We start from the raw sequence: 17,016 nt of genomic DNA, 5'->3' as shown, positions 1-17,016 counted from the left end.
TGGCCCGGCCGCGTCGCTGCTCGCCTGGCTGGCGGCACAGCTGGGCACCCGGATGACGGTCGGTGCGGTCCGTTCCCTGCACGGCGGGGAAAGCCCGTGGTGGATCGACGTCACGGCCCCCGGCGGGTCGGCGTTCTCGGTGGTCCTCCGGTCCCCGAGCAGCCGTATCGGCCCCGATCTGATCGCGACGAACGCGGCGGCCCTCGCTGTCGCCGAGCGGCACGGCCTGCCGGCTCCCCGCCTGCTCGCGGCCGATCTCGACGGTCGTGCGGCAGGGACGCCGGCGAGCCTGGAGACCGTCCTGCCCGGGACGAGCACCTGGCCCACCGCGCCGTCCGCCGCACTGCTCCGGTCGTCCGGCGCCGCGATCGCCCGGGTCCACACTGTCGCACTCGACCCGCTGCCGCGGCTTCCGTTCCGGCCCCGCCCCATCGCGGTCGACGACTTCGCTCAGGACCGCCGGGCCGGCCGGATGCCGACCACCGCGCTGCTCCAGCGGGCCGACGAGCGGGTCCGGGCGATCGAGGCTCCGAGCGCGCCGGCCGTCTTCGTCCACGGCGACGTGTGGCCCGGCAACACGCTGCTCGCCGGCGGCGGCGTGCACGCCTTGATCGACTGGAAGACCGCCGGCGTCGGCCACCCCGGGGTGGACCTCGGCGAGCTGCGCAAGCAGGTGGCGATGCTGTACGACGACGCCGCCCCCGGACGCGTGCTGGAGGGCTGGGAACGGGCGAGCGGCGCGCGGGCCGGCGACATCCCGTACTGGGACGCCGTGGCCGCCCTGAACACGTCGACCGAGTCGTACAGCGCCGACGCGGCACGTCGGCGCGACGATTTCCTCCGCGCCGCGATCGCACAGCTGTGACGACGGTGCGGGCGGCTATGCGACGTCGGCTGCGGCGGCGCGGCCGGCCACGCGGCCCGAGAACAGGCAGCCGCCCAGGAACGTGCCCTCCAGCGAGTTGTAGCCGTGCATCCCGCCGCCGCCGAAGCCCGCCACCTCGCCCGCCGCGTACACGCCCGGCAGCGGCTCGCCCGACGGTTGCAGGACCCGACCCGACAGGTCCGTGTGCAGACCGCCCAGGGTCTTGCGGGTCAGGATGTTCAATCGAACAGCGATCAGCGGGCCCGCCTTCGGGTCCAGCAGGCGGTGCGGGGTGGCGACGCGGATCAGCTTGTCGCCGCGGTACGCCCGCGCGCCCCGGATCGCCGTGATCTGGGCGTCCTTGGCGAACGGGTTGGTCAGCTCGCGGTCGCGGGCCTCGATCACCGAGGTCACCGCCTCCGCGTCGAGCAGCGTCGAGCCGGCCAGCTTGTTCATGCCGTCCACCAGCTCGGCGACGGTCCGCGCCACCACGAAGTCGGCGCCGTTGCGCTTGAACGCCTCGACCGGGGCCGGGGCGCCGGGGCGGACGCGCTGGAGGACCTGGCGGACGCTGCGGTTGGTGAGGTCCGGGTTCTGCTCGGAGCCGGAGAGGGCGAACTCCTTCTCGATGATCTTCTGGGTGAGGACGAACCAGCTGTAGTCGTACCCCGTCGCCATGAGGTGGCGGAGCGTGCCCAGCGTGTCGAAGCCGGGGAACAGGGGAGCGGGCAGCCGGCGGCCCGCCGCGTCCAGCCACAGCGACGACGGGCCGGGCAGGATGCGGATGCCGTGGTTCGGCCAGATCGGGTCCCAGTTCTGCAGGCCCTCGGTGTAGTGCCACATGCGGTCGGGGTTGATGATCTGGCCGCCCGCGCGCTCGGTGATGGCGAGCATGCGGCCGTCGACGTGGGCCGGCACGCCGGCGACCATGCGGGCCGGCGGGGCGCCCAGCCGGGCCGGCCAGGCCTTGCGGACCAGGTCGTGGTCGCCGCCGATGCCGCCCGAGGTGACGATGACGGCGGGCGCGGACAGCGCGAACTCGCCGACGACGGTCCGGGAGCTGGACTGTCCACGCAGGACGGTGCTCGGCTCCAGCACCGAGCCGCGCACGACGCCGCCGGGCTCCAGGGCGTCGACGCGGTGCCGGAAGCGCAGCTGCACGCGGTCGCTGGCGAGCACCCGGCGGGCGAACGGCTCGACGACGCCCGGGCCGGTGCCCCACGTGATGTGGAAGCGGGGGACCGAGTTGCCGTGGCCGTCGGCCGGGCCGCCGCCGCGCTCGGCCCACCCGACGACCGGGAAGACCCGGTGGCCCATCGCGCGCAGCCACGCGCGCTTCTCGCCGGCGGCGAAGTTGACGTACGCCTCGGCCCAGCGGCGCGGCCACTCGTCCTCGGGCCGGTCGAACTGGGCGCTGCCGAGCCAGTCCTGCCAGGCCAGCTCGACGGAGTCGCGGATGCCCATGCGGCGCTGCTCCGGCGAGTCGACGAAGAACAGCCCGCCGAACGACCAGAACGCCTGGCCACCGAGGCTCTGCTCGGGCTCCTGGTCGAGCACGATCACCCGCCGGCCGGCGTCCGCCGCCTCGGCCGCCGCCACGAGGCCCGCGAGCCCCGCCCCGACCACGATCACATCCGCATCCATGGCCCTCAGGCTAGGCGCACCGGCGTGCCAAAATCGTGGAGCCGGGCGCAGAGTTCCGGCCGGGTTTTGTCATCGTGGTGATAAAGAAGGTGTCGTACCGTGTTGTCACGCCGCTCCGCCGACCAACTGGGCGCTCTGCAACCGGGGTTGCAGGAACAGGTGCTGGCGGTCGTCCGCGAGGCGATGCGCGGGCAGGGCCGCTCGCTCACCGGCGGGCAGGGCCACGGCCTCGCACTCGGGGTGGAGACCGCGGTCGCGGCGCTCGTCGCCGGGGCGGGCGAGGCCGAGCTCGCGGCGACGCGGGAGGTCTTCGCCGGCCTCGGGCGCACGGAGCACCGCGAGGGTCACCGCGTCGACGCCCTGCGCTCGATCCTGACCGTCGGCACCCAGGCCATCTGGGCGCTGCTCGTCGAGCGGCCGGGCCCGCTGACCCCGGACGAGCTCTACGGGACGGCGGCCGCGCTGTTCGGCTACGTGGACGCCCTCGCCGGCGCCGCCGCCGAGGGGTACCTCGACGAGCAGCGCGACGCCGCCCACGACTGGGCCACCGTCCGCCGCCGGCTCATCACGCTGCTCGTGCAGCCCGACCCGCCGGCCGACGCGGCCCTGCACGCGGCCGCCGAGGCGGCCCGCTGGCCGCTGCCGCCGGCGGTTGCCGTGATCAGCGCCGAGGGGACCGACGCCGACCACCTGGCCAGCGCGGTCGGCGGCGGCGCCATCGCCACGGTGATCGACGGAGCGACCCGGATCGTGACGCCCGCGCCCCACGGCCGCGGGCTCACCGGGCGGCGGGCCGCGGTCGGGCCGGTCCTTCCCCTGCGGCAGGCGCGCACGTCGTACCGGGTCTCGCGGCGCGCCCTCGACCTGCAGCAGGCCGGCCGCCTCCCCGATGGCGTGCTCGCCTGCGACGACCACCTCGTCGCGCTGCTGCTCGCCTGGGAGCCCGGCCTCGCCGACCGCCTCGCCGACCGCGTCCTCGCCCCGCTCGAAGCGCTGCCGCCCGGCACCCGCCGTCCGCTCGCGGCCACCCTCCTCGCCTGGCTCAGGGCCCAGGGCCAGGTCATCCCGACCGCGGAGGCGTTGCACACCCATCCGCAGACGGTGCGGTACCGGATGCGCAAACTCCGCGACCTCTTCGGCGAGCGGCTCGACGACCCCGACGAGCGCCTCGCCCTCCAGTTGGCCCTCACCGCCGCCGGGTAAGTTTCACGCTCCGCCGTCGCCTGAGCAGCGGATCGTGTCGAAGCGCTTGAATTGGCCATCATCGACGTCCAAGGTTGTCTTTGGACGGCTGTTGACATGCGGCGGCGTGGTTTCGTAGCTTCCTTGTCGAAGCGCTTCGACAGCGTTCCGAACAAACCGGCGCCACCCCCGCCGGCGATCCCGCCTGCCGGCGGGCCCTGACCGGCGTCTCCCCACACCCGCGTACACCCCAGCGAACAACCTGGAGCAGACGTGTTCAGCAGACTGCGCAGATCCGCCGCCGCCGCGGCGGCCGTCGTAGCCCTCGTGAGCCCCGCGCTCGCCGCGTGCGGCGGCGGCGACGAGGCCGGCGGGGACGGCAAGACCCTCAAGCTGTGGCACTACGAGGGCGCGAACAGCGCCATGGGCGTCGCCTGGGCCAAGGCGATCGAGCAGTTCAAGGCCTCCCACCCCGGCGTCGAGGTCGTGTTCGAGGAGAAGGGCTTCGAGCAGATCCGGCAGAGCGCCAACATGATCCTCAACTCCAACGACGCGCCCGACGTCATGGAGTACAACAAGGGCAACGCCAGCGCCGGCCTGCTGTCCAAGCAGGGCCTGCTCACCGACATCAGCGCCGAGGCGGAGTCGCGCGGCTGGGCCAAGGCGCTCAGCCCGAGCCTGGCCACCACGGCCCGCTACGACGAGCGCGGCATCATGGGCGGCGGCAAGTGGTACGGCGTGCCCAACTACGGCGAGTTCGTCATGGCGTACTACAACAAGGACCTCTTCGCGAAGTACAACGTGCAGGTCCCGAAGACGTTCGCCGAGCTCGAGACCGCGATGGCGACGTTCAAGCAGAACGGGGTCGCGCCGCTGTCCGTGGGCGGCGCGGAGTACCCGGCCCAGCAGATCTTCTACCTGCTCGCCCTGTCGAAGGCCGACCGCAAGTGGGTCGAGGACTTCCAGCTGTACAAGAACAAGGTCGACTTCAAGGGACCGGAGTTCACCTACGCCGCGAACACGTTCGCCGACTGGGTGAGCAAGGGCTACATCGACAAGAACTCGGCCGGCGTCAAGGCCGAGGACATGGGCCAGGCGTTCCTGTCCGGCAAGTTCCCGATCATGATCTCCGGCTCGTGGTGGTACGGCCGGGTGGTGAAGGAGGCCACCTCCTTCCAGTGGGGCAGCTTCCTGTTCCCGGGCAACAAGCTGCACCCGGGCTCCAGCGGCAACCTGTGGGTCGTCCCGGCCAAGGCGAAGAACAAGCAGCTCGCCTACGACTTCATCGACATCACGATGAAGCCCGAGATCCAGAACCTGCTCGGCAACTCCGGCGGCATCCCGGTCGCGGCCGACTCCGCGGCGATCACCGACGCCAAGAGCAAGGAGCTGATCCAGAACTTCGACCAGGTGGTCAAGGACGACGGCATCGCGTTCTACCCCGACTGGCCGGCGCCCGGGTACTACGACGTGCTCGTGGCGGGCGTCCAGAAGCTCATCAACGGCTCGGCCAAGCCCGACCAGGTGCTCGACGAGATCGCCAAGCCGTACAACGACAACCGGGCGAACGTGGGCGGATGACACGCAAGGGGTACTGGCCGTTCCTGACTCCCGGTCTGCTGCTGTGCACGCTCGTCATCGCCGTCCCCGTGCTCGTCACGGCCGGCACGAGCTTCACGAAGTGGACCGGGGTCGGGGACCCCCGGTGGGCCGGACTGGCCAACTACGACCGGTTGCTGCACGACGAGAACTTCTGGGCGTCCTTCCGCAACATCGCGTTCCTCATCGTCGCCATGGCGGTGGTCCCGACCCTGCTCGGGCTGTTCCTGGCCGCGCTGCTGTTCGACTACGTCGCGCCGCGGCTCGGCCCGCGCATCGCCCGGGCGCTGCGCTCCGGCCTGTACCTGCCGCAGGTGCTGCCGCTCGCGGTGACCGGCATCGTGTGGGGCTGGATCCTGCACCCCGGCTACGGCGCGCTGAACTCGATCCTCGACACGGTCGGGCTCGGCTCGCTCAGCCGCAACTGGCTCGGCGACGACCGGTACGCCCTCTACACCGTCATGGCCGTGATGGTCTGGGTGCAGCTCGGCTACCCGGTCGTCATGTTCATGTCCGGCCTGCAGCGGGTCGACCCGGAGCTCTACGAGGCGGCCGACCTCGACGGCGCCGGCTGGTGGCAGCGGTTCACCCGGATCGCGGTCCACCAGATCCGGCCGGAGATCTACGTCGTGCTCATCACCACGACGATCGCCGCGCTGAAGATCTTCGGGCAGATCTTCGTGCTGACCCGCGGCGGCCCCGGCAACGCGACCCTCGTCCCGTCGTACTTCGCCTACCAGAACTACTTCGAGCGGGCCGACGTCGGCTACGGCTCGGCGATCTCGACCGTGCTCACGATCGTCATCGTGGCGCTGACGTTCGTCTTCCTGCGCGTGCAGCGGCGGGGTGACAACGCATGACCGGTCCGGAGCGAAGCGGAGGGGCCGGTCATCACGGGCTCAGTCTTCAAGGCACGCGGCCGGAGCGAAGCGGAGGCCGCATGACCGCCGTTTCGGTGCGCGCTGTCGAGCGAAACGCGCACAAAGCGACACGACCGATGCGGCCCGGGCGCTGGATCGTGCTCGGCGTGCTCGTCGTGGTCGTGCTGCTCGTCCTCGCGCCGTTCGTGCTGGTCGTGCTCAACGCGGTCAAGTCGCCGGCCGAGTACAGCACCAACGGCCCGCTGGCGCTGCCGGACGGCCTGCACCTCAGCGGCGTCGCCGACTTCTGGCAGCGCGTCGACTTCAGCCGCAAGCTGCTCAACAGCGCGGTCATCAGCGGCACGGTCGCGGTGCTGGCCGTGGTCTTCTCGATGCTGAACGCCTACGCGCTCGGCATCGGCCGGGTCCGCGGGCGCAACTTCTTCCTGGCGGCGTTCCTGGTCGCCAACCTGGTGCCGCAGGAGAGCCTGGTCTACCCGCTGTACTACCTGGCGAAGCTCGTCGACCTCTACGACACCGAGGTCGCGGTCATCGTCATCTTCACCGCGATCCAGAGCGCGTTCGGCACCTTCCTGCTGTCCTCGGTGCTGGCGTCGTTCCCGACCGAGCTGCTCGACGCCGCCGCGATGGACGGCGCCGGGCGGCTGCGCACGCTGTGGAAGGTCGTCGTGCCGGTCAGCCGGCCCACGCTCGGCGTCCTGTTCACGTTCTTCTTCGTCTGGACCTGGAACGAGCTGTTCATCCCGCTCATCTTCCTGATCTCCAACGAGCACCAGACCGTGCCGGTCGCCCTGGGCGTGCTGCAGGGCGAACGCATGATGGACGCGACCACGACCAGTGCCTCGGCGCTGCTCGGCATCGCGCCCGCGGTCCTCTTCTTCCTCGTCTTCCAGCGGACCCTCACCCGCGGAGTCATGGCGGGGGCGGTCAAGTAAATGCGCAACCCGATGGAGCGTGCATGAAGTTCACCGACGGGTACTGGCAGCTGCGGCCCGGCGTCGAGGCGCTGTACCCAGTTCACGTCCGCGACGTCGCCGTCGGCGCCGACCGGCTGTCGGTCTACGCGCCGACGAAGCGGATCAGCGACCGCGGCGACACCCTGAACACGCCGCTGTTCACCGTCGACTGCACCGCACCGGCGCCCGACGTCGTGGCGGTCCGGATCAGCCGGCACACCGGCGGCCGGTCCCGCGGTCCGCGGTTCCGCATCGACGCCGACCCGGCGGCCGACCCGAAGGTGACCCGCGACGAGGAGTCGGTGACGTTCACCTCCGGCGCCCTCGGCGCGCGGTTCTCGCTCGGCGACCGCTTCCGGCTGGAGTTCGTCGCCGCGGGCAAGGTGCTCACCGCGAGCGTGCCGAAGGCCGCCGCGGCGCTGCACACCGCCGACGGGGAGTTCCTGCGGGAGCAGCTCAGCCTGGGCGTCGGCGAGACGATCTACGGTCTCGGCGAGCGGTTCGGCCCGTTCGTCAAGAACGGCCAGACGGTCGACGTGTGGAACGCCGACGGCGGCACCAGCAGCGAGCAGGCCTACAAGAACGTGCCGTTCTACGTCTCCAGCGCGGGCTACGGCGTCTTCGTCGCCGACCCCGGACCGGTGTCGTTCGAGGTCGGCTCCGAGGCTGTGTCGCGGGTGCAGTTCTCGGTGCCGGGGCAGGTCCTGGAGTACCTCGTGATCTACGGCCCGACCCCGCGGGACGTGCTGCGCAAGTACACCGCGCTGACCGGCCGCCCGGCGCTGCCCCCGGCCTGGTCGTTCGGCCTGTGGCTGTCGACGTCGTTCACCACGCCCTACGACGAGGGCACGGTGACGTCGATGCTCGACGGCATGGCCGAGCGGAACCTGCCCGTGTCGGTGTTCCACTTCGACACGTTCTGGATGCGCGAGTTCCACTGGTGCGACTTCGAGTGGGACCCGGTGACGTTCCCCGACCCGGCCGGCATGCTGGCCCGGCTCAAGGCCCGCGGGCTGCGGATCTGCCTGTGGATCAACCCGTACATCGCGCAGCGCTCGGCCATGTTCGCCGAGGGCGCCGCGAAGGGCTACCTGGTCCGCACCCCCGCCGGCGACGTCTGGCAGTGGGACCGCTGGCAGGCCGGGATGGGCCTGGTCGACTTCACCAACCCGGACGCGAAGCGCTGGTACCAGGACCGGCTGCGGGCGCTGCTCGACACCGGCGTCGACTGCTTCAAGTCCGACTTCGGCGAGCGGATCCCGGTCGAGGTCGAGTGGGCCGACGGCTCCGACCCGCTGCGGATGCACAACTACTACACCCAGCTGTACAACGAGGCCGTCTTCGAGCTGCTGCGCGAGCACCGCGGCGAGGGGGAGGCGGTCGTCTTCGCCCGCTCCGCGACCGCCGGCGGCCAGCAGTTCCCGGTGCACTGGGGCGGCGACTGCGAGTCGTCGTTCGAGTCGATGGCCGAGAGCCTGCGCGGCGGGCTGTCGCTGGCGCTGTCCGGCTTCGGGTTCTGGAGCCACGACATCGGCGGCTTCGAGGGCACCCCGGACCCGGTGGTGTTCACCCGCTGGGCCCAGTTCGGGCTGCTCTCCTCGCACAGCCGGCTGCACGGCGCCGGCTCCTACCGGGTGCCGTGGCTCTTCGGGGACGAGGCCGTCGCGACCGTCGCCGAGTACACCCGGCTCAAGGCGCGGCTCATGCCGTACCTCTACGGCGCCGCCGTCACCGCCCACCGCGACGGCCTGCCGGTGATGCGGCCGATGGCGCTGGAGTTCCCCGACGACCCCGCCTGCGGGCACCTCGACCGCCAGTACATGCTCGGCGAGTCGATCCTCGTCGCGCCGGTCTTCACCGCCGACGGCGACCACGCGTTCTACCTGCCCGAGGGGCGCTGGACCGACCTGCGCTCCGGCGAGGTGCTGACCGGTCCGGGCTGGGTCCGCCGCCGGTACGCGCTCGGCGACCTGCCGGTGCTCGCCCGGCCCGGCGCGGTCGTACCCTTCGGCGCGGTCGGCGACCGCCCCGACTACCCATACGCCGACGGCGTGACCCTGCGCGTGTTCGAGCTGGCCGACGGCGCCCGCTGCACCGTCGACATCCCGACCGCCCAGGGCCGGCCCGATGCCACCTTCACGGTGCAGCGGACCGGCACGACCGTCGAGGTGCGCCGTCACGCTGTGAGTGGCTCGGAGCGGAGCGCAGAGGCCGCTCACCGGGAAACTCAGCGTTTCCTCCCGCCGCCGGAGCGGAGCGGAGGCGGCGGGAGCGTGACGGCGGCCTGGCGGGTGCAGCTGGCCGGCGTCGACGCGGTGGCGGCTGTCGACGCCGGCCGGCTCACTCCGGACCCCGCCGGGGTCCTCATCGACGCGGATCCCGGCGCCGAGCAAGTCACCGTGCACCTCCACTGAACCCCGCAGGGAGGCAAGGATGGCTCCACCCGCGCTCGTCGCGGCGATCGTTACCGCCGTCGTCGCAGTGCTCGCCCCGCCGGCGGTGGCCGCACCGCCGCCGGCGTACGAGTACCCGTTCCAGAACCCGAGGCTGCCCTTCCAGGTCCGCGTCGACGACCTCGCCGGCCGGCTGACGCTCGACGAGAAGATCTCGTTGCTGCACCAGTACCAGCCGGCCATCCCCCGGCTGGGCATCAGGCTCTACAAGTCCGGCACCGAGGCCCTGCACGGCCTCGCCTGGTCCAACGACTACCACGACAACGGCAACGTCGTCACCGCCACCGCCACGCAGTTCCCGCAGGCGGTCGGGCTGGCCAGCAGCTGGGACCCGGGGCTCGTGCGCCGGGTCGGCTCGGCCGTCGGGGACGAGGCCCGCCAGTACCACCGGCAGGATCCCGACGTCTGGGGACTCAACCTCTGGGCGCCGGTCGTGAACCTGCTCCGGGACCCGCGCTGGGGACGCAACGAGGAGGGCTACAGCGAGGACCCGCTGCTGACCGGCAGGCTCGCCGTCGCCTACGGCACCGGGTTGCAGGGCGACGACCCGAGGTACCTCAAGACCGCCCCCACGCTCAAGCACTACCTCGCGTACAACAACGAGGTCCGCCGCGACACGACGTCGGCGTTCGTGCCGCCGCGGGTCCTGCACGAGTACGACGAGGTGCCGTTCCGCATCCCGTTGCAGGCCAACGCCGCCACCGGCGTGATGCCGGGGTACAACCTCGTCAACGGCCGGCCGAGCACGGTCTCGCCCGACCTCGACAGCATCCGGCAGTGGACGGACCGGCCCATGTTCAACCCCAGCGACGCCTTCGCACCCGGCAACCTCACCGCCTCGCAGCGCTACTACGCCACCCAGGCCGAGGCGAACGCCGCCGCCATCAAGGCCGGCATCAACAGCTTCACGCAGGACGGCACCGACCCGACCGCCACCGTCAATGCCATCCATGCCGCGCTCGACCAGGGGCTGCTGACCGTCGCCGACATCGACGACGCGGTGCGGCAGAGCCTGTCGCTGCGCTTCCGGCTGGGCGAGTTCGACCCCGACGGCGGACCCTACGCGTCCGTGACCGCCGACGCGGCGGCCAACGCCCGCCTGGCTCGCGAGGCGGCGGCGGAGTCGATGGTACTGCTGAAGAACACCGGGGTCCTGCCGTTGCGCGCGCCGAAGACGGTCGCCGTCGTCGGGCCGCTGGGCGACACGCTCTACAGCGACTGGTACGGCGGGAACATGCCGTACAAGATCACTCCACGGCAGGGCATCGCCGAGCGGCTCGGCGCCTCGGGGACGGTGCGCTCCAGCGAGGGCGTCGACCGGATCGCGCTGCGCGAGACGTCCACCGGCCGCTACGTGACCGGTGGCAGCGGTGCCGCCGGTGGCATGCTGGCCGCCAACGCTACCGCGGCCGACGCCACCGCCCAGTTCGACGTCTTCGACTGGGGCGCCGGCGTGGTGACGCTGCGCAGCGTGGCCAACGGCAAGACGGTCGGCTACAACTGGTCCGGCTTCGCCAACGACCAGGCGCAGCCGAACGGCTGGTTCGTGCAGCAGCAGTTCAAGCTGGAGACCCGCGCCGACGGCGCGACGGTGCTGCGCTATGTTGGCTACGAGTCGGCCTTCGACTGGGCTCCCTCGTATCACAACCCCTACGTCGTGGTGCAGGCCGACGGCACGCTGAACCTCGGCGCTTCCTCGGCTTCGGAGGCCACCGCGTTCACGCGCTCGACGCTGCGCAGCGGTGCCGCCGACGCGGTCGCCGCGGCCACCGGCGCCGACGCGGCGGTCGTCGTCGTGGGCAGCATGCCGTTCATCAACGGCCGCGAGGACCACGACCGGACCGACCTGTCGCTCGCCGAGGGTCAGGAGGCGCTCATCCGCGCGGTCCGCCAGGCGAACCCGAACACGATCGTGGTTGTCGAGAACAGCTATCCGACGGCGCTGAACTGGGAGCAGGCCAACGTGCCGGCGATGCTGTGGACCAGCCACGCCGGGCAGGAGACCGGGCACGCGCTGGCGGACGTGCTGTTCGGCGACGTCAACCCGTCCGGGCGGTTGACGCAGACGTGGTACAGGTCCGCCGCGGACCTGCCGTCGATCACGGACTACGACATCATCGGGTCGGATCGGACGTACCAGTACTTCACCGGGCAGCCGCTGTACCCGCTCGGCCACGGGCTGTCGTACACCACGTTCCACTATGGACGGTTGGCGGTCGACCGGTCCACCGTCTCCGTGGACGTCACGAACACCGGTCCGCGGGCCGGCGACGAGGTGGTGCAGTTCTACACGCACCAGCGCGCCTCGCGCGTGGAACAGCCGCTGAAGCAGCTACGGGGGTTCCAGAAGGTACACCTGGCACCCGGGCAGACGAAGCGGGTCACCTTCTCGGTGGACCCCTCCGACTTCCGGTTCTGGGACGTGACGCGGGACCGCTGGGTGGTCGAGGACGCGACGCACGACGTGCTGGTCGGCACCTCGTCGTCCGACATCCGGGCCACCGGGACGCTGCGCGTGCGGGGCGAGACGATCCCGCCACGCGACCTGCGTTCGGTGACCCAGGCCCAGAACTTCGACTCGTACAGCGGGATCACGCTCGTCGACTTCGCGAAGGCCTCGGGCACGTCGGTCGGGGCCTCGGCCGGCGGGCAGTGGGTCCGCTACGCCGACGCCGACCTGCGCGGCGGTCCTGCGTCGTTCTCGGGCCGCTTCGCCAACCCCGGCGCGGCGACGACGGTACAGGTCCGGCTGGACAACCCTGCCGCCGGACCGGTGCTGGCCACCCTGACGGTGCCCTCGACCGGCGACCCGTACGCGTACACGACCGTCACCGGCGCGCTGACCCGCGCCACCGGGCGGCACGACGTGTACCTCGTGTTCGGCGGGCCCGTGCGGCTGGCCACCTTCGCGTTGCGCTAGGGGTGTGTGGCGGGGCGGGCGTTCGGCGCGCCCGTCCCGCCCGGGGCTCGTCCCGCCGGCTCGACCGGCAGGACAGGGCCTAACGGTGCCGCCGGGGTCCGGTTGTGGGACGGGCCCCGGCGGTGCCTGCGGCGCTGTCGCGTGCGGTCAGCGTCGGGGCCAGCAGCGTCGCCTCCGGGACCGCGGTGCCGTCGAGCTTGGCGACCACCAGCTCGACCGCGCGGCGGCCCAGCTCCTCGGCCGGGATGCTCACCGAGGTCACCCGCGGCTTGACCCGCTCGGCCACGTCGTCGGGGCAGATCGCCAGCATCGACACGTCGTCGGGCACCCGCTTGCCCACCGCCGCGAAGGCCTCCAGCAGCGGGGCGACCGTCTCCTCGTTGTGCACCACCACGCCGGTCAGCTCGGGGTGCCGTTGCAGCAGGTTCCGGACGGTCTCCAGGGCCGCGGCCGGGGTCGGCTCGCAGGGCACCGTCGCGCCCCGCAGGCCGCGCCGCAGCAGGGCTTCGGTGAACCCGGCGGCGGTCCGGCTGGCGAAACCCAGCTCCCGCTCGTAGACCTCGGGCGGCGAGCCCACCAGGGCCACGCAGTCGTGGCCGAGGTCCGCGAGGTGGTCGACGCACGCCGCGCCGGCCGCCGCGAAGTCGAGGTCGATGCACGTCAGCCCGGACGCGTCGGCCGGGAACCCGATGAGCACCGACGGGCGGCCCAGCGTGCGCAGCCGGGGCAGGCGCCGGTCGTGCAGCTCGACGTCCATGACGATGAGCGCGTCGGCGAGGGAGCTCGCCGCGACCCGCTCCAGGCCCTTCTCGCCCTCGTCCTGGGTCAGCAGCAGCACGTCGTGGTCGAACCGGCGGGCGGCCGTCACGACGGAGATCACGAACTGCATGAGGACCGGGACGTAGAGGCCCGTGTACAGCGGCATGATGAGCGCGATGACGTTGGAGCGGTTGCTCGCCAGCGCCCGCGCGCCGGCGTGCGGGTGGTAGCCGAGGACCTCGATGGCGGCGAGCACCCGCTGCCGGGTCTCCTCGGAGATGGTCCGCTTGCCGCTCAGGACATACGACACGGTGCTCGGGGAAACTCCCGCCTGTCGTGCCACATCACCGATCGTCGTCGCCATGCCCGCCACTCTAGAATCCGGCCGTGGCTTTCTATGAGCAGGTCGCCGCGGACCGGTTCGAGTCTACCGAGTACACCCGCGGCCCGTGGGACGCCGCGTCCCAGCATGCGGGCCCACCGGCGGCGCTGCTCGGGCGGGCCGTCGAGGCGGCGGCGCCGCCTGGCCTGCGGGTCGTCCGGATGACGTACGAGATCGCGCGGCCGGTGCCGGTCGCGCCGCTGACCGTGACGACGTCCGTCGTGCGGTCGGGGCGCAGCGTGACCGTCCTTTCGGCGGCTGTGGAACCTTTCATGCGGTGCACGGCGCTGCTGATGCGGACGTCGCCCGACGTCGCGCCCGCGGTCGGGGTGCCAGGGCCGTCGCTCGACGGGGCGGCCGCACAGCCCTTCTTCGACGTGCCGTATGACATCGGCTATCACCGGGCGATGGAGGTCCGGTTCTCGGCCGGGTCGTTCGTCGATCGCGGGCCGGCGACGGCCTGGTTCCGGATGCGGGTGCCGCTGGTCGCGGGGGAGGAGCCGTCTGCTCTGGCCCGTGTCCTTGTGGCGGCGGACTCCGGCAACGGGATCTCCCACGTGGTCGACTTCGCACGCTATCTCTTCGTGAACGCCGATCTGACCGTGCATCTGCTACGGCATCCGATCGGCGAGTGGGTGTGCCTGCAGTCGGTCTCCTCAATCGATCCTTCCGGCATCGGGCTTGCCGATACCGCGCTGTTCGACCCTTCCGGGCAAATTGGGCGTTCGGCGCAAAGCCTCTTCGTGGCGCCGCGGAAAAGTGTCGTACCTGGTGGCTAGGCTGCGGGGCATGTTCGATTCTGTCGAGGAGTATCGGGCCGCCGTCGAGGAGATCCGGGCCGCCGCAGCGCTGTATTACGGCGGGTCCTCCCTTGCCATGGACGACGCGGCCTACGACGGGCTCATGGCGCGGGTTGCGGCCACCGAGGCTTCTCGCCCGGAGTGGAAGGTCGACGAGTCCCCGACCGAGGTCGTCGCGGCCGGCGGCGGGGTCGTCGGCGACGTCGTCCACAGCACGCCGATGCTCAGCCTCGACAACGTCTTCGACGAGGAGACCCTGAGCCGCTGGGCGGCCCGGCTCGACCGGCTGCTCGGCCGCCCCACCGCCGGCTACACGGTGGAGCCGAAGATCGACGGCCTGGCCATCGCGGCCCGCTACGTCGACGGCCGGCTCGTCCAGGTCGCGACCCGCGGCGACGGCCGCGCCGGCGAGGACGTCACCGCCCAGGCCCGCCGCGCCGTCGGCCTGCCCGAGCAGCTGGCCGAGCCGGTGACGCTGGAGGTCCGCGGCGAGGTCTTCATGACCGACGCCGACTTCGAGGTCGCCAACGGCATGCGCATGGCGGCCGGTGAGCCCGCGTTCGCCCACCCGCGCAGCGCCGCCGCCGGCACGCTGCGCGCGCAGGACCGCACCTATGACGCGCCGCTGTCCTTCCTGGCCTACGCCGTCCACGGCCGCGGCGAGGATGCCCACTCGGCCGAGATGGCCGAGATCGCCCGCCTCGGCGTCGCCACCACCGCCGGCTCGCCGACCGGCATGCCGCTGTGCGCCACCGTCGACGAGGTCCTCGCCGCCGTCCAGGCCCTCAACGCGGCCCGCGGCACCCTCGGCTTCGGCATCGACGGCGCCGTCATCAAGGCCGACCAGCCCGCCGACCGCGCGGCCGCCGGCTTCTCCAGCCGGGCACCCCGCTGGGGCATCGCGTACAAGTTCCCGGCCGACACCCGCACCACCAAGCTGCTGCGCATCGAGGTCCAGATCGGCCGCACGGGCGTCATCACCCCGGTCGCGGTCCTGGAGCCGGTGCAGATCAGCGGCGTCATCGTCACCTCGGCGACCCTGCACAACTTCGACGACCTGGTCCGCCGCAACGTCCGCCCGGGCGACACGGTCTTCGTCCGCCGAGCCGGCGACGTCATCCCGGAGGTGACGGGCGCCAAGCTCGACGAGCGCCCGGCCGACGCGCTCCCGTTCGAGCCCCCGGCGGTGTGCCCCCGCTGCGCCGGCGAGATCGACCGCACCCAGAAGCGCTGGCGCTGCACCCGCGGCCGTGCCTGCGGCGCCCACGAGAGCCTGGCCTACTACGCCGCCCGCCACTCCATGGACATCGAGGGCCTGGGCGGCAAGGTGCTCGACCTGCTGGTCGCCGCCGGCCACGTGACCGACCCCGCCGACCTCTACGACCTGGACGTCCCGACGGTCGCCGCGCTGGAGCGCATGGGCGAGCTCTCCGCCACCAAGCTGGTCGCCGCCATCCAGTCCTCCAAGCAGCAGCCGCTGTCCCGGGTCCTGACGGGCCTGGGCGTCCGCATGACGGGCCGCTCGATGTCCCGCCGCCTGGCCCGCCACTTCGGCACCATGGACGCCCTGCTGGCCGCCACGGTCGACGACCTGCAGCACGTCGAGGGCGTCGGCCCCGAGCGCGCGGTGATGATCGCCGCCGAGCTGGTCGAGATCACGCCGCTGATCGCCCGCCTGGCCGCCCGCGGCGTCAACCTGACCGAGCCCACCGACCCCGCCGCCGCCTCCGCTGCCTCTTCCGCTTCCCCGGACGGCGCCGCCCGCCTGCCGCTCCAGAAGGAGGACGGCACCCCGATGACGGTGGTGGTGACGGGCGCGGTCCCCGGCCTGACCCGCGACGAGGGCAACGAGGCGGTGGAACGCCTGGGCGGCCGCTCGGCCAGCTCCGTCTCGAAGCGCACGGACCTGGTGGTGGTGGGCGAGGGCGCCGGTTCCAAGGCCCAGAAGGCCGAACAGCTGGGCATCCAGATCATGCCGGCGGCCGACTTCGCCGCCCTACTGACCCCAACCCCGGCCTGACCCACCCGGCCTTCCCCGCCACGCGCCGCCACCCCCGTCGCGCGGCCCACGCCCGCGTTGCGCGCCCCTGCGCCCGCGTCGGGCGCTCTGCGGGTCAGGTTGCGTCGCGTGCCCGAGCCACGGCCCGCACCGTGTCCACGCGTCTGCCGAGGGCGCAGCGTCGTGACCGTCGCACGCGCCGCGCGGCCTGCGCGCACCCCGTCCACGGGGTCCGCGTGGACGTTGCGCCGGGGGCGCTTGTCCTGCGCCACTCCTGTGCAGTCCCGGTGCGCCACGCGAGTTGCCGTGCCGGGTTGCCGGGTGGGGGACCGTTCATGATCGCGGACGTTTCTGTGTCGAAAACAGCCTACAAACGTCCGTGATCATGGGCGTGGTCCGGCCGGAGCGTGCCGCGCCCAGTCCACGTGTGTCCGCGGGTCGACCGTGGACGTGGCCCGGCCGGCACGTGCTGTGTCCGGTCCAGGTGCGTCCGGCGGGTCGATCGTGGACGTGGGTTGGCCAGGTCGCGGGTCGGCCAGGTCGCGGCTCGGCCACTGGCTCGGGGTCTCCGCCGGC

At 72.3% G+C, this 17,016-nt stretch carries 11 protein-coding genes; 9 read left to right on the top strand and 2 right to left on the bottom strand.

Features of this window, described 5'->3' with window-relative positions; genetic code table 11:
• Positions 1-52: 52 nt before the first annotated feature.
• Positions 53-865: a phosphotransferase family protein gene (locus IEZ31_RS17895; protein ID WP_190251003.1), complete on the top strand. Its 813-nt coding sequence runs from the start codon at positions 53-55 to the stop codon at positions 863-865.
• 15 nt (positions 866-880) lie between these two features.
• Here IEZ31_RS17895 and IEZ31_RS17890 read toward each other — a convergent pair whose 3' ends face one another.
• Entirely contained in the window at positions 881-2,509 is a 1,629-nt protein-coding gene (locus IEZ31_RS17890; protein ID WP_190251002.1) for an FAD-binding dehydrogenase, read from the bottom strand.
• 99 nt (positions 2,510-2,608) lie between these two features.
• Between IEZ31_RS17890 and IEZ31_RS17885 the strand changes: the two genes are divergently transcribed.
• From IEZ31_RS17885 to IEZ31_RS17860, 6 genes are all read left to right on the top strand, one after another.
• Positions 2,609-3,712 carry a PucR family transcriptional regulator gene (locus tag IEZ31_RS17885; RefSeq protein WP_190251001.1) on the top strand — a complete coding sequence of 368 codons (1,104 nt, stop codon included), beginning with the start codon at positions 2,609-2,611 and terminating at the stop codon, positions 3,710-3,712.
• 252 nt (positions 3,713-3,964) lie between these two features.
• Entirely contained in the window at positions 3,965-5,272 is a 1,308-nt protein-coding gene (locus IEZ31_RS17880) for an ABC transporter substrate-binding protein (RefSeq protein WP_229835349.1), read from the top strand.
• Positions 5,269-6,150, top strand: coding sequence for a carbohydrate ABC transporter permease (locus IEZ31_RS17875; protein WP_190251000.1), 882 nt, complete (start codon positions 5,269-5,271; stop codon positions 6,148-6,150). The genes IEZ31_RS17880 and IEZ31_RS17875 overlap by 4 nt, the downstream gene beginning before the upstream one ends.
• 137 nt (positions 6,151-6,287) lie before the next feature.
• Positions 6,288-7,106, top strand: coding sequence for a carbohydrate ABC transporter permease (locus IEZ31_RS17870; protein WP_229835342.1), 819 nt, complete (start codon positions 6,288-6,290; stop codon positions 7,104-7,106).
• Positions 7,107-7,129: 23 nt separating this feature from the next.
• Positions 7,130-9,541, top strand: coding sequence for an alpha-xylosidase (yicI, locus tag IEZ31_RS17865; RefSeq protein WP_190250998.1), 2,412 nt, complete (start codon positions 7,130-7,132; stop codon positions 9,539-9,541).
• Between the two features lie 19 nt (positions 9,542-9,560).
• Complete coding sequence (locus IEZ31_RS17860; protein ID WP_190250997.1) at positions 9,561-12,500, top strand: glycoside hydrolase family 3 protein; 2,940 nt, start codon at positions 9,561-9,563, stop codon at positions 12,498-12,500.
• 79 nt (positions 12,501-12,579) lie between these two features.
• Here the strand turns inward: IEZ31_RS17860 and IEZ31_RS17855 are convergent, their stop codons facing one another.
• Complete coding sequence (locus tag IEZ31_RS17855; protein ID WP_190250996.1) at positions 12,580-13,623, bottom strand: LacI family DNA-binding transcriptional regulator; 1,044 nt, start codon at positions 13,621-13,623, stop codon at positions 12,580-12,582.
• A gap of 23 nt (positions 13,624-13,646) precedes the next feature.
• Between IEZ31_RS17855 and IEZ31_RS17850 the strand changes: the two genes are divergently transcribed.
• A complete protein-coding gene (locus IEZ31_RS17850; RefSeq protein ID WP_190250995.1) occupies positions 13,647-14,420 on the top strand; it encodes a thioesterase family protein in 774 nt (257 codons plus the stop codon).
• Positions 14,421-14,430: 10 nt separating this feature from the next.
• A complete protein-coding gene (ligA, locus tag IEZ31_RS17845) occupies positions 14,431-16,461 on the top strand; it encodes an NAD-dependent DNA ligase LigA (protein WP_190250994.1) in 2,031 nt (676 codons plus the stop codon).
• Positions 16,462-17,016 lie beyond the last annotated feature (555 nt).

This window comes from Dactylosporangium sucinum (assembly GCF_014647515.1).
Lineage (GTDB): Bacteria > Actinomycetota > Actinomycetes > Mycobacteriales > Micromonosporaceae > Dactylosporangium > Dactylosporangium sucinum.
Note: the sequence above shows the minus strand (reverse complement) of the source record. Positions and strands in the feature narration are given on the sequence as shown.

Excerpts from the sequence above, each read along its gene's own strand:
- IEZ31_RS17895 (WP_190251003.1), top strand. The coding sequence starts at position 53 with ATGACGGTCGGTGCGGTCCGTTCCCTGCACGGCGGGGAAAGCCCGTGG.
- IEZ31_RS17890 (WP_190251002.1), bottom strand. The coding sequence starts at position 2,509 with ATGGATGCGGATGTGATCGTGGTCGGGGCGGGGCTCGCGGGCCTCGTG.
- IEZ31_RS17875 (WP_190251000.1), top strand. The coding sequence starts at position 5,269 with ATGACACGCAAGGGGTACTGGCCGTTCCTGACTCCCGGTCTGCTGCTG.
- IEZ31_RS17870 (WP_229835342.1), top strand. The coding sequence starts at position 6,288 with ATGCGGCCCGGGCGCTGGATCGTGCTCGGCGTGCTCGTCGTGGTCGTG.
- yicI (WP_190250998.1), top strand. The coding sequence starts at position 7,130 with ATGAAGTTCACCGACGGGTACTGGCAGCTGCGGCCCGGCGTCGAGGCG.
- IEZ31_RS17860 (WP_190250997.1), top strand. The coding sequence starts at position 9,561 with ATGGCTCCACCCGCGCTCGTCGCGGCGATCGTTACCGCCGTCGTCGCA.
- IEZ31_RS17855 (WP_190250996.1), bottom strand. The coding sequence starts at position 13,623 with ATGGCGACGACGATCGGTGATGTGGCACGACAGGCGGGAGTTTCCCCG.
- ligA (WP_190250994.1), top strand. The coding sequence starts at position 14,431 with ATGTTCGATTCTGTCGAGGAGTATCGGGCCGCCGTCGAGGAGATCCGG.